This window comes from Paraburkholderia steynii (genome assembly GCF_900100565.1).
Classification (GTDB): domain Bacteria; phylum Pseudomonadota; class Gammaproteobacteria; order Burkholderiales; family Burkholderiaceae; genus Paraburkholderia; species Paraburkholderia terrae.
In genome coordinates, this window is record NZ_FNDI01000004.1 from 405,894 (window position 1) to 418,159 (window position 12,266).

Annotated in this window: 10 protein-coding genes; 2 read left to right on the forward strand and 8 right to left on the reverse strand. The window is 63.5% G+C overall.

Annotation, left to right across the window (positions count from 1 at the left end; all coding sequences use genetic code 11):
* Window positions 1-219: 219 nt before the first annotated feature.
* Window positions 220-1,149 carry a LysR family transcriptional regulator gene (locus BLT65_RS10670; protein WP_174485113.1) on the reverse strand — a complete coding sequence of 310 codons (930 nt, stop codon included), beginning with the start codon at window positions 1,147-1,149 and terminating at the stop codon, window positions 220-222.
* 336 nt (window positions 1,150-1,485) lie between these two features.
* On the opposite strand from BLT65_RS10670, the gene BLT65_RS10675 reads away from it, so the two are divergent.
* Complete coding sequence (locus tag BLT65_RS10675) at window positions 1,486-2,256, forward strand: response regulator (protein ID WP_091777571.1); 771 nt, start codon at window positions 1,486-1,488, stop codon at window positions 2,254-2,256.
* On the opposite strand, the gene BLT65_RS10680 is transcribed toward BLT65_RS10675, so the two are convergent.
* The 7 genes from BLT65_RS10680 to BLT65_RS10710 form a co-directional block, all read right to left on the reverse strand.
* On the reverse strand, window positions 2,253-3,221 hold the full coding sequence (locus BLT65_RS10680) for a quinone oxidoreductase family protein (protein ID WP_091777573.1): 969 nt from the start codon (window positions 3,219-3,221) through the stop codon (window positions 2,253-2,255). The two genes, BLT65_RS10675 and BLT65_RS10680, sit on opposite strands and share 4 nt — an antisense overlap.
* A 16-nt stretch (window positions 3,222-3,237) precedes the next feature.
* On the reverse strand, window positions 3,238-4,017 hold the full coding sequence (locus BLT65_RS10685; RefSeq protein ID WP_091777575.1) for an alpha/beta fold hydrolase: 780 nt from the start codon (window positions 4,015-4,017) through the stop codon (window positions 3,238-3,240).
* Window positions 4,018-4,126: 109 nt separating this feature from the next.
* Window positions 4,127-4,453: a DUF4148 domain-containing protein gene (locus BLT65_RS10690; protein ID WP_091777577.1), complete on the reverse strand. Its 327-nt coding sequence runs from the start codon at window positions 4,451-4,453 to the stop codon at window positions 4,127-4,129.
* Window positions 4,454-4,760: 307 nt separating this feature from the next.
* Complete coding sequence (locus tag BLT65_RS10695; RefSeq protein ID WP_091777579.1) at window positions 4,761-6,521, reverse strand: cytochrome c biogenesis protein DipZ; 1,761 nt, start codon at window positions 6,519-6,521, stop codon at window positions 4,761-4,763.
* A 256-nt stretch (window positions 6,522-6,777) separates the two neighbouring features.
* Window positions 6,778-7,533, reverse strand: coding sequence for a response regulator (locus tag BLT65_RS10700; RefSeq protein ID WP_091777581.1), 756 nt, complete (start codon window positions 7,531-7,533; stop codon window positions 6,778-6,780).
* Window positions 7,534-7,585: 52 nt separating this feature from the next.
* Entirely contained in the window at window positions 7,586-8,629 is a 1,044-nt protein-coding gene (locus BLT65_RS10705; protein ID WP_091777583.1) for an alpha/beta hydrolase, read from the reverse strand.
* 244 nt (window positions 8,630-8,873) lie between these two features.
* The gene (locus BLT65_RS10710) at window positions 8,874-10,601 is read right to left on the reverse strand and encodes an FAD-dependent oxidoreductase (protein ID WP_091777585.1); all 1,728 of its coding nucleotides are present in this window, start codon (window positions 10,599-10,601) and stop codon (window positions 8,874-8,876) included.
* Window positions 10,602-10,934: 333 nt separating this feature from the next.
* On the opposite strand from BLT65_RS10710, the gene BLT65_RS10715 reads away from it, so the two are divergent.
* Window positions 10,935-12,206, forward strand: coding sequence for an epoxide hydrolase family protein (locus BLT65_RS10715; protein WP_091777587.1), 1,272 nt, complete (start codon window positions 10,935-10,937; stop codon window positions 12,204-12,206).
* Window positions 12,207-12,266: the final 60 nt, after the last annotated feature.

A 12,266-nucleotide genomic window follows, 5' to 3' on the forward strand; every position in this document is an offset into this window, starting at 1 on the left:
CCTACTTTTCTTTGCGGCGGCAAAGAAAAGTAGGTGCCGCCCCGCACAGGGGCGACGCTTGAAGCACGCTAACAAGTCGCGGATGCCAGCGCAAACACAAGCAAACCAAACCAACTGCGCCACGAAGGCTAAAGCCCGCGTAAAAACAAAAACCCAAACCAGATGCCCGCGCAGCGTACAAACCAAACCCATCCAGCAGTCGCAGACAAAAAACCACCACTACGACATGTGGACACCTTCCACCGAAAACACAGAAAGCCTCCGCTGAATCCACTTGAGCAATTCCATCGGCCCAGGCGTAAGCAAACGCCCCGCCTTTACGATCAACCGCGCGTGCGTACTCTGAAAAACAGGATGATCGACGGGCACCGTCGTAAGCTCACCGCTTGCCACTTCACGCCGCGCCGCAAACTCCCCAATCAACGTAACAAAGTTCTCCACCGCAACCATCCGTTTAAGCACAGCAAGCGAATTGCTCGTCACCGCCGGCTCGATCTGCACGCCTTCGGCAACTTCAAGCATCTTCACCGCATGTCCGATCCCAAACGTCTGCGGCATCAACGCCAGTGGAAACGCCCGCAAATCCTGAACGGTAGCGGCACGCTTGCGCATCGCAAGCGGATGCTCCCGCCGCATCAGCAAAACCGCCCGCTGAACCGAGCTCGCAAGACACTCAAGCCGCGGATGCGGCGGCGGGTTATAAGCCAGCCCGATATGCGCCCGGCTTTCAGCCACCTCTTCGACAATCCCATCACGAGCCAGCATGCTCATCTCGATCGTCAGCGCGGGATACTTCGCGCAGAACGGCGCGAGCACATCCTCGGTCAATGTATCGACGAAACCTTCGCTCACAGCCAACTGCACCCGCCCATGACGCAGGCCGCGAAATGCATGTAACTGGTCTTCGAGTTTCTCCTGCTGCGACTGGCAGCCCTCCCAGAACTCCAGCAGATGCGCCGCCGGTTCCGTCGGCCGCGCACCTCTGGCTCCGCGCTCGAATAGCCTGACGCCCAGTTCGTCTTCGAGCAGCCGGATCTGCCGCGTGATGACCGACGGCGACGTGTTCATGTCGTCGGCGGCGCCGCGAATCGATCCTTGCGTCAGGACCGCGTAGAAATATCTCAGGCGCTGGTGATTGATTGTTCGCATCGTTGTCAGACCCATGAAATCTCAAGTGTTGCCCATAGGGCAACAGAGAGTGAGCACAGTTGCTGTTGTGTCAACGATGCGTTCCTGCCACCATGCGCGGCACATTAACCCGCACCCGGTGGCCGGCGTGACGCGTGTCGACGTTGCTCATTTGAGCAGCGGCATGTATCCGTCACATGTCTTGAAGTGGCTCGCAGGCAGTGTTTTGTATCGGCGGGTGTGGGCCGGATACATGCGCGTACGAAGGCGATGACCGTGCTGCTGTCAGCACGGTCGCGCCATCAGTGCGAGCCGGAAGCAGCGCGCCTTGCTGTAGCCGCAGTCGTTGAATCAGTCATGAAGAAGCTCGAACACGTGTTGATCGTCGATAACGATCGCGAGATCCGCGAACTCGTCGCCATCCATCTGCAACGAAACGGCATGCGGGTATCGCACGCGTCCAGCGGGCGCGACATGCGCGCGGCGCTCGCGCGCGACACGCCCGATCTCATCGTCCTCGACGCGAGGTTGCCGGATGCGGACGGCCTGTCGTTGTGCCGCGAATTGCGCGCAGGCGAATTTCACGCGATACCTGTTGTCATGCTGTCCGCGCGTCACGACGAAGCGGATCGCATCGTCGGCCTCGAACTGGGTGCCGACGACTTTTTGTCCAAGCCGTTTGCAATCCGCGAACTGCTGGCGCGCATTCGCGCCGTCCTGCGCCGCACGAACATGCTGCCGCCCGGCATGCGCGTCGCGGAATCGGCCACCGTGCTGCGCTTCGGCGAGTGGCGGCTCGATACGGCGGCGCGCCGTCTGCTCGATCCCGAAGGCACGGTGGTCGCGTTGAGCGGAGCGGAGTATCGGCTGTTGCGAGTGTTCCTCGATCATCCGAACCGCGTGCTCACGCGCGACCAGTTGCTGAACCTGACGCAAGGCCGTCACGCCGACCTGCTCGACCGTTCGATCGATCTGCTCGTGAGCCGCGTGCGTCAACGGCTGCAGGACGGCGTGCGCGACGGACGCTACATCAAGACGCTGCGCAACGAAGGCTATCTGTTTTCGGCCGCGGTGATGCGTGTCGAAAGCCATATATCGCATGCGCCTGTGATGAACTGCATCGCCTAGGGAATCAGCAGCAGCTTGCCCGTGGTCCTGCGGCTCTCCATGTCGGCGTGCGCACGCGCAGCATCCGCAAGCGGATAAACGCCGCCGATCCGCACGTCGAGCACGCCCGCGATGATCCAGTCGAACAATTGCTTCGCACGCGCGCGCAGCAGGGCAGGGGTGTGGACGTGATCGGCGAACGTCGCGTACCCGATCTTGATGCTCTTCGGCAGGCTCATGATATGAAGCGGGCCGGCCGCGCCCAGCACCGGCCCATACCAGCAGAACGTGCCCGAGCGCCGCAGCGATGCAAGCGAGCCTTGAAACGTTGCCGGTCCCGAACCGTCGTAGACGACATGCACGCCTTCGCCGTCGGTGACGCGCATGACTTCATCGGCGAACCGGCCTTCGCTGTCGACGATCACATGATCGGCGCCCGCTTGCCGCGCGGCTTCGATCTTGTCTTCATGCGACACGCGGCCGATCACCATGCCGCCGCGCAGCTTGATGATCTGCGTGAGCAACAGCCCGAGGCCGCCCGCTGCCGCATGCACCAGCGCGATGTCGCCCTGGCGGACAGGGTAGAAGTCCGTCGCGAAGTGACTGGCCGTGAGGCCCTGCATCATCACGGCGGCGGCGGTGGTGTGATCGATCGCATCGGGAATGGGGACGAGCGAGGCTGCAGGTATCGCAATACGCTGCGCGTAGCTGCCCGGCGCATAGACCCACGCGACACGCTGTCCCGGCCGGATATCCGCAACGTCGTCGCCGACGCTCGACACCCGTCCCGCGCCTTCGACGCCGAGCGGTTTCGGATTCGCCATCGTCGACCAGATGCCGCCGCGCCGCACGCCGATGTCCATGAAGTTGACGCCGGCGGCATCCACTTCGACGACGGCTTCGCCCGGGCCAGCGACAGGTTCGTCGCATTCGACCAGCCGAAGCTTCTCCGGCCCTCCCGGACCGTCCATCATGATGGTCTTCATGTCGTGCGCCTCTGCCTTAGTGCGCGTTGCGCGCTGCCGCGAGAATCGCGTTGGCGACGGCCTCGGGCTGGCTCAGCATCGCGACGTGGCTCGCGTCGACGCGCGTCACCTTCGCATGGATCTGCGTCGCCATCTTCACCTGCAGATGCGGATCGATCATCTTGTCGCGGCTGGGAATCACGAAGTACGACGGCTTCTCGTGCCAGGCGGCCTGCGTCACCTTGTCGTTCAAGCTGCCGGAAAACCACGGTCCTTGCGTCGCGGCGACGATGCGCTGCTGGCTTGCGGGCAGATCAAGCGCGAAGTCGTCGCGCACGGCCTTGTCCGACAGCGTCAGATAGCCGGCCGAATCCTTTTGCAGTTCATTCGCCCATGCTGGCGGCTTCATGCCTTGCGTGATGTCGGCGATAGACTGGTTGGCGTCGGGCGCGAAGGCCGCGACGTAGACGAGCGACTTCACTTTGTCGTCGTTGCCCGCCTGGCTGATGACCACGCCGCCCCACGAATGACCGACCAGCACGACAGGTCCTGTCTGCTGATCGATGACGCGCTTCGTTGCCGCGACATCGTCGGCGAGCGAACTCAACGGATTCTGCACCGCGACGACGTGCAGCCCATGTGCTTCGAGTAACGGGATCACGCGGTTCCAGCTCGATCCGTCGGCGAATGCGCCGTGTACGAGAACGACACTGGTGCCTTTGAGATCGGCTGGCGTGGCCGCGTGTGCAGCCTGCAGCGCAAAAAGTCCGCACAGCATCGTGGCGAACGCGAGGATGGTCCTGAAGCTTCTTGTCATTGTGTTGCCCCTGAGTACCGCGTTATCGATGGATGTTTTTCTGCTGCGTCAGTTGGGCGCTCCGTTGCGACGCATGCGCATGCATGCATCGGCAACGGAGCAGCGGCGATCACGAGTGCGCGTAGATCGGTTCGAGGCCGAGCACGTCCTGCTGAGGAGCGGGCGTTTGTGCGGTGTCGCGATGCGCACCCGAGTTCGATTGACCCGCTGCGACGCCGCCATACGCAGCACCGTTTTCAGCCTGAATACGCGACAGCGCGGCTTCGATGTTCTTCGGATATTGCGTGTTGTCGCTCGCCGGGTTGTAGCCGGCCTGTTGCAACTGGACCAGCTCGGCGCGCACCTGCGCGCGGGTCACGGGCTGGTTCGACTGCGCGAACGACACGGCGGGAGCGGCGATCAAGGCTGCAACGATGAGGGATTGAACGAGTTTCATGAGTATTCTCCAGTAGTGAAGCGGGTCTGCGTTGATGTCATTCCGGGCGGTCATCGCGCTTTGCGCATTGCATTCGCGATGCTTTCTCGCCCGGTCAGTCGCACTGTCATGAATCAACCTTGCGTGTCGTTATTTGAACCCGCTCACGTATCTGGCTTGTTTCCAGAATGCGCCGGAATGTAAGCCAGTATTTCTCTATCGCGGATATATACATTTCGGTACAAATCTCGGGCAGCGGGTTGCCAATGACAAACGCCACTGCGCCGCGAAAGCGCAGTGGCGTTGCCTGAAGCGCTGACCACGCGTGTCAGCCGAACGTGAACGAGAAAGCCTGCACGCCCGGATCGAGAAACTCGATCGTGAAGGTCCGGTCGCGCACGGCGTCGTGCTGACGCACGAGTTGATACAGGCGGGCGCTCGTCACGACGCCGCTGCCGTCGGCGGCAACATCGGCGCCATGCGAGTCGCCGGGCGCCGCGCCGTCGATCGTCACGCGAAAGCGCACGGGCTTGCCATTCACGCCGGGGCCGAGCACGAGATGCAGGTCGCGTGCATGGAATCGATAGGCGATGCGTCCATGCGCGTCGTCCAGCACGGCCGCTTCGCCGCCCACGATCCACTTCCCGCCGAATGCCCAGCTATTGAGCTGCAACTGCGACGGCACGGTGTACGCGGCAACGTCATCGGGCCGGAGGTCTTCCGGCGACGCGAAGCCGCGCGCCTGCTGATAACCCACGTAGGTCTCGCCCGATTCGACATTCGGGTTATCCGCGGCCGCCTGCGCGCCGGCGCCTTGAATGGGCGGCAGATCGCGCGCCTGCGTCGTGTGTCCCGACTCTGCCAGCAACTGCTGGATCACCTTCTCGGCTTCGGCATAGCCGCCTTCGCCGAAATGGTGATAACGGATGCGACCTTGCGCATCGACGATATAGAACGCCGGCCAGTACTGATTGCCGAACGCTTGCCAGATCTTGTATCCGTTGTCGATCGCGACGGGGTAGCGCACACCGAGGTCGGCGACGGCGCGCTTCACGTTCGACGGATCGTGCTCGAAGGCGAACTCCGGCGTATGCACGCCGACCACCGCGAGGCCATCGTTACGATAGCGGTCCGACCACGTCTTCAGATACGGCAGCGTGCGCAGGCAGTTGATGCACGAATACGTCCAGAAGTTGACGACGGTGACCTTGCCGCGCAACGCGTCGCTCGTGAGCGGCGGCGAGTTGATCCAGCTCTCGGCACCATCGAGCGAAGGCAGATGGCCTTCGACAGGCAGCGCGGACGGAACCTTCGCGCTGATGCGCTGGATGTGCGGCTTCAGCGTACGCGGCTGTTGCGTGTGGTCGGAACCAAGCAGGCCGACCAGCCGGCTCTCGACGCCCGTCGTCGATGCCGACGGCAACTGCGCGAGGGCGCGTGTATCGAAACCGAAGCCGATGGCCGTGACGCTCAACAGCACCAGCGCGCCCATCGCGCGGCGCACATGCTCGCCGAGACCGAGCGACCGCTTGAGTCCGTCGAGCGCCTGCTTGCCGAGCCCCGACACGACGGCGAGCGAACTCGCCGCGCCGAGCGCGTACGCGGTCAGTGCCGCCGCCGTCGCCCAGGTCGCGCCATGCAGCGCGGCGCCCGTGAGAATCAGGCCGAGAATGGGGCCCGCGCAGGGCGCCCACAGCAAGCCCGTCGCCACGCCGAGCAGCAGCGCGGAGCCGATCTGGAAACGCGTGCCGCGCATTTGCGACAGCGCGGCGACGCGGTTACCGATCCCGAAGAACGGCCGCGACAGACGCGCCGACAGCGCCGGGAACAGCAGCGATGCGCCGAACACGCCGAACAGCGCGAGCGACACCCACCGCCCGTAGTGGTTCAGTTGCGCGGCGCCGCTCAGGCCGGCAATGCCGACGCCCGTGACGAGCGCGAACGTGATAGCCAGGCCGAGCAGCAACGGCAGCCGGCCCGTCACGAACGGCTTGTCGGAACGGGCGAAGACAAATGGCACGACGGGCAGGATACATGGGCTCAGGATGGTGAGCACCCCGCCCAGAAACGCAATGACGATGAGTAACATGGAATCGACCTCCTGATCCGGAAACGGTTGATTCAACCGGTCTGCACGCAGCGCATGTCGATCGCGCGCGTGCCCTTGTGACGGATTAAAGCCCGCACATGTATCCGGCGAATTTCAGGAGGGAGGGGTTGCGTATCGCGATGTATCGGCTGCGCCGCCGGATACATGGCGATACAAACGACGGCCGGGGCGGCCGCCGTTCGTTGGCGAGCGTGGCTAAAGCGTCGTCATGAAGACGCCGGGGACGCGCCACGCATCAGGCATGCTGCCTCGCGCGCGCTTCCTCGACAGCCTTCACCGTCGACGAAAACACATAGCCTTCGTTGCGCAGCGTCTTGATGTAGCGCGGCACGCGGGCGACGTCGCGGAGCCTTTGCCGCAGACGGCTGACCAGCAGGTCGATCGAACGGTCGAACGGTTCGGCGTTGCGCCGCTGCGTGAGATTGAGCAACTGGTCGCGCGTCAGCACGCGTTGCGGGTGATCGAGAAACGCGCGCAGCAGCCGGTATTCCGCGCCGCTCAACGCGACCACGGCATCCGCGGTGTCGAGCAGGTGACGCGCCGTCGTATCGAGCCGCCAGTCGCCGAAGCTCAGCATCTCCGTCGATTCCTCCACCAGCATGCCGGGCGGCAGCATACGCGTGCGCCGCAGCACCGCGCGGATGCGCGCGAGCAACTCGCGCACGGCGCACGGCTTGGCCAGATAGTCGTCGGCGCCCATCTCCAGGCCGATGATCCGGTCCATCTCATCGCAATGCTCTGTCACCATCATCACGGGTACGGCACGATGGCGGCCCGCGCGCAGCCCACGGCACAGCGCGAGGCCGTCTTCGCCCGGCAGCATCACGTCGAGCAGGATCACATCGGGCGTATGCCGGTCGAGCACGGCGTGCATGTCGCGTCCGCTGGACGCGAGCGAGACGCGCATGCCGTTTTTCTCCAGATAGCTGGCGACGAACTCGCGCATGCCGCGGTCCTCGTCGACGATCAGAACGTGGTCGGGTTTGTCCATGATGTCAGGTCAGGGGCGACGATTGGCGTGTCATGCTTGAACGCATCGGAGATCAAAGGCGAATGACTTGCTGGACCGCTTCGGCGAATGCCTGAGGCGCTTCCTGCGGCAGATTGTGGCCGATGCCGCCGCTCACGTTGCGGTGCTGATACTTGCCCGTGAACATCTTCGCGTACGCGGACGGATCGGGATGCGGCGCGCCGTTCGCGTCGCCTTCCATCGTGATGGTCGGCACACCGATGGTGGGCAGCGCCGCGAGACGCTGCTCGATCTCGTCGTATTGCGGCTCGCCCTGCACGAGGCCCAGACGCCAGCGGTAGTTGTGAATCACCACGGCCACATGATCGGGGTTGTTGAACGATGCCGCCGTGCGCTGATAGGTGGCATCGTCGAAATGCCATTTGGGCGACGCGAGTTGCCAGATCAGCCGGTTGAAGTCGTTGCGGTTGGCCGCGTAGCCCAGTTCGCCGCGCTCGGTGGCGAAATAGAACTGATACCACCACGCGAACTCCGCCTTGGGCGGCAAGGGCTTGCGGTTCCCTTCCTGGCTGCCGATCAGATAGCCGCTCACCGACACCAGCCCCTTGCAGCGCTGCGGCCACAGTGCGGCGATGATGCACGCCGTGCGCGCGCCCCAGTCGAATGCGCCGAAAATGGCCTGATCGATCTTCAGCGCATCCATCAGCGCGATGATGTCGACGGCGACGACGGCCTGCTGGCCGTTGCGCGGCGTTTCGTTGGCAAGAAAGCGCGTCGAGCCGTAGCCGCGCAGAAACGGCACGATCACGCGGTAACCCGCCGCAGCGAGGATCGGCGCGACGTCGACGAACGCGTAGATGTCGTACGGCCAGCCGTGCAACAGGACGACAGGCTGTCCGTCCTTCGGGCCCATGTCCACGTAGCCGACGTTCAGCGTGCCGGCGTCGATCTGCTGGATCGCATCGAACGACGTATGGTGAGCCGCTTTCTTTGCGGCGTGCGCGCTCTTCGTGGCTTGCGCGTGCGCGAGGTTGCCGAGGCCCAGTTCCAGCAGCCCGATGCCTGCCGCAGTCGTCCCGATCAGTCGACGGCGGCGCAGATTCACCGTGTCTTGCATGTGCGTACTCCTTTTTTTCGTACAGTTTTTTTGTCAGAGTCGTTCGGGCTTGCTTCGCTAACGCAAGGCAAGCTGACCGATCGCCGCTTCAAAGCATCGATGTGCAAAGATTAGACTGCGGGCTGCATGTGTTCCATACAATCTGCATCTAGCCAGCTGATTCATACGGATGGGCAACCGCATACGTTCGTATAGGTTACGCTGGGTTTCTCCCCAAACCCGTCGGTTCATGCGAACGGCGCGCTCATGCGATAGGCAACGGCGCGCTCAGAAACTGATGAATCTCCGCGACGACAGCGGCGCCGTCGCCGACTGCCGCCGCGACGCGCTTCGCCGATGCATTGCGCACATCGCCGATCGCAAACACGCCGGGTACGTTGGTCTGCAGCGCGAAGCATGCCGTATCGGCGCGCACGCCTGCCGCGAGGCCCGTTTTGACGAAGCCCCGGTCGTCGATCTCGACGCTGCAATCGCGCAGCCATTGCGTGTTGGGGTTCGCGCCCGTGAACAGGAACAGGTGCCGCGTATCGAAGACGAGCTCCCCTTCGGGCGTGTTGCATGTGACGGCTTCGAGGCCCCATTCATCGCTTCTGACGGACGCGACGACGGTCCGTGTATGCAGCACCACGTTACCCAGCGACGCAATACGATCGATCAGATAGCGCGACATGCTCGACTCGAGACTGTCGCCGCGAATCAATATGTGGACACGGCTCGCGTGTGTCGACAGGAACACGGCGGCCTGCCCCGCCGAGTTGCCGCCGCCGACGAGGACCACTTCCGCGCCACGGCACAGACGTCCTTCGATCGACGAAGCCCAGTAGTAGACGCCACGGCCTGCGACTTCGTCGAGGCCTTCGATGGCGGGCTTCCGGTACGCCGCCCCCGTCGCGATCACGACCGTGCGCGACGAGATGCGCTGGCCGCCTTGCAGTTCGAGCTGAAGCGGCGCCTGCGCACAGTCGAGCCGGTCGATGCGGGTGGGGATCACGACTTCCGCGCCGAACTTCACTGCTTGCGCGAACGCGTTCGCCGCCAGTTCGCGGCCCGACACGCCTGTCGAAAAGCCGAGGTAGTTTTCGATCCGCGCGCTGGCGCCTGCCTGTCCGCCTGGGCCGTGGCTGTCGAAGACGATCACCGACAGACCCTCGGATGCCGCATACACGGCAGCGGCGAGGCCGGCTGGTCCCGCGCCGACCACGGCAACATCATAGGTGCGCGCCGAGTCGAGTTCGGGCAGCAGGCCCAGGCGCGCGGCCAGTTGACGCTCATCGGGGTCTCGCAGCAGCGTGCCGTCCGCGAGCATCACGACGGGCACGTCGTCGTGCCATACGCCCCATTCTTCGAGCAGAGCGCGGATGTCGGTATCGGTCGCGGGGTCCGCGACGGAGTACGGATGACCGAGCCGATGCAGCAACCCTTCGAGCGCGAGCAGCCTGAGATCGCTGGATCGTCCGATCAGCACCGGGCCGGCGCCTTCGCGCACGAGGCCGAAACGGCGCAGCACCAGCGAGCGCATGATCCGCTCGCCCAGGTGCGCTTCCGCGACGAGCATGTCGCGGATCTGCTGTGGCGGAATCATTAGTGCGTCAACGTCGTCGAGTGCGAGGCCATCGGCGAGCGCAGGCTTGCCCGTGAGCTGCGCCACTTCGCCGAGGAACTGGCCTGCGCCCAACTCGACGATGGTCTGCGACCTGCCGAGCCCATCGCGCCGGGACAGCCTTGCACGCCCGCTGAGCAGCACGCGCATGCCGAGTCCGGGCTGGCCGATGCGGAACATCACCTCGCCTGCGCGCCAATGCTCAATCATGCCGAAGCGCATCATCTTTTCGATGTCGGCGGTGCTGAAGCGTGGGTAACGGTCATCGGCAGGCGCGGCCTTCGGAGCCGCATTCGAATCCGATTGCGGCTCCAGCGGGGAAGGACGCTTGCCTGCCTGTGGATCGTCGCTGTCGTGTCGATGCTGACTCATCGCATTCCTCTGTTTGCTATTGCGCTGGAATAATCGCGGCTATGGGGGCAAGGGTCAATCCAAACGAACGTATGATATGCACGCTCGCCTATATCGATTCCTTCGTTTATTCCCGCGTGCAACTTTAAGTTATTCCTGGTGTTTTAACGCCAGCCTGTTACGAACAGGTACATCGCGGACAAACGCGAGATACATTCGTCGTTTCTAATGAGTGGGACGCTTCTGGCCATTCGCTTCGCAAGCGGTCAAGCATTGCTCTGCCAGTTCGCTCACATCGATGTGCATAGCGTCATGCACGTCGATGCCCACTCCTTGGAAACAGGATGACAAAGCATGTCTTCAACTCCGTTCTCGCCGATGCGGCGTAACGTGCTGGCCGCCACGGCGGCAGCGGGCGCATTTGCGTTATTTCCCGAAGCGATTTACGCGGCGAATAACGCGGGGAATATCCGTCCATTCAAAGCCAATATTCCCGATAGCGACCTCGCTGATTTACGCCAGCGTCTGGCTAAAACGCGCTGGCCAGGTAAGGAAACGGTCACCGACGAATCCCAGGGCGTGCGGCTCGCGCGCATGCAGCAACTCGTTCAATACTGGGGCAGCGAATACGACTGGCGAAAGGGCGAAGCGAAGCTGAACGCCTTGCCGATGTTCGTGACGGAGATCGACGGGCTGGATATCCAGTTCATCCATGTTCGCTCGCGCCACAAGAACGCGATGCCGATGATCATGACGCATGGCTGGCCGGGTTCGATCTTCGAACTCATCAAGGCAATCGGTCCGCTCACCGACCCGACCGCCTACGGCGCCAGCGCCGACGATGCCTTCCATGTGGTCGTGCCGTCCTTGCCCGGTTTCGGCTTTTCGGGCAAGCCGACCACGCCGGGCTGGGGCTCGGATCACATCGCGCGCGCATGGGGCGTGCTGATGGAGCGGCTTGGTTATACGCGCTTCGTGTCGCAAGGCGGCGATTGCGGCTCCGTGGTGTCGCACCGCATGGCGATGCAGCACGTCAAGGGTTTGATCGGCATTCATGTGAACATGCCCGCCACCGTCCCGGCTGATATCGCGCGCTCGCTGGCGCTCGGCGATCCCGCGCCGGCCGGCCTGTCGCCCAAGGAGAAGAACGCATACGAGAAGCTCGCCGTGTTCTATCGCGACAACTGCGGTTATTCGGCGATGATGGTCACGCGTCCGCAAACGGTTGGCTATGCGCTCGCCGATTCGCCCTCCGGCCAGGCCGCGTGGATGTACGACAAGATCTCGCAGTGGACCTATAGCGGCGGCGTGCCCGAGCGCTCATTGACGCGCGACGAGATTCTCGACGACATCTCGCTGTACTGGCTGACCGACAGCGCGACGTCGTCGGCGCAGATCTATTGGGAAGACCACTCGAACAACTTCAATGCCGTCGATATCTCGCTGCCCACCGCGATCACCGTCTTTCCGGGCGAGATCTATCAGGCGCCGCGCAGTTGGGCCGAGCGTTGTTATCACAACCTGATCTATTTCAACGAGGTCGACAAGGGCGGCCATTTCGCGGCGTGGGAAGAGCCGCTGCTGTTCGCCCAGGAAGTGCGGGCCGGGTTCAGGCCGTTGCGTTGAGCCCGGGAAGATCGACCGGCGATCGCACGACGTCACAATATGAGCCCGGCGTCACATACG

What these genes read in the sequence shown, in the direction of transcription:
- BLT65_RS10705 (WP_091777583.1), bottom strand. Translation starts at nt 8,629, where the DNA reads ATGCAAGACACGGTGAATCTGCGCCGCCGTCGACTGATCGGGACGACT.
- BLT65_RS10710 (WP_091777585.1), bottom strand. Translation starts at nt 10,601, where the DNA reads ATGAGTCAGCATCGACACGACAGCGACGATCCACAGGCAGGCAAGCGT.
- BLT65_RS10670 (WP_174485113.1), bottom strand. Translation starts at nt 1,149, where the DNA reads ATGCGAACAATCAATCACCAGCGCCTGAGATATTTCTACGCGGTCCTG.
- BLT65_RS10675 (WP_091777571.1), top strand. Translation starts at nt 1,486, where the DNA reads ATGAAGAAGCTCGAACACGTGTTGATCGTCGATAACGATCGCGAGATC.
- BLT65_RS10715 (WP_091777587.1), top strand. Translation starts at nt 10,935, where the DNA reads ATGTCTTCAACTCCGTTCTCGCCGATGCGGCGTAACGTGCTGGCCGCC.
- BLT65_RS10695 (WP_091777579.1), bottom strand. Translation starts at nt 6,521, where the DNA reads ATGTTACTCATCGTCATTGCGTTTCTGGGCGGGGTGCTCACCATCCTG.
- BLT65_RS10680 (WP_091777573.1), bottom strand. Translation starts at nt 3,221, where the DNA reads ATGAAGACCATCATGATGGACGGTCCGGGAGGGCCGGAGAAGCTTCGG.
- BLT65_RS10700 (WP_091777581.1), bottom strand. Translation starts at nt 7,533, where the DNA reads ATGGACAAACCCGACCACGTTCTGATCGTCGACGAGGACCGCGGCATG.
- BLT65_RS10690 (WP_091777577.1), bottom strand. Translation starts at nt 4,453, where the DNA reads ATGAAACTCGTTCAATCCCTCATCGTTGCAGCCTTGATCGCCGCTCCC.
- BLT65_RS10685 (WP_091777575.1), bottom strand. Translation starts at nt 4,017, where the DNA reads ATGACAAGAAGCTTCAGGACCATCCTCGCGTTCGCCACGATGCTGTGC.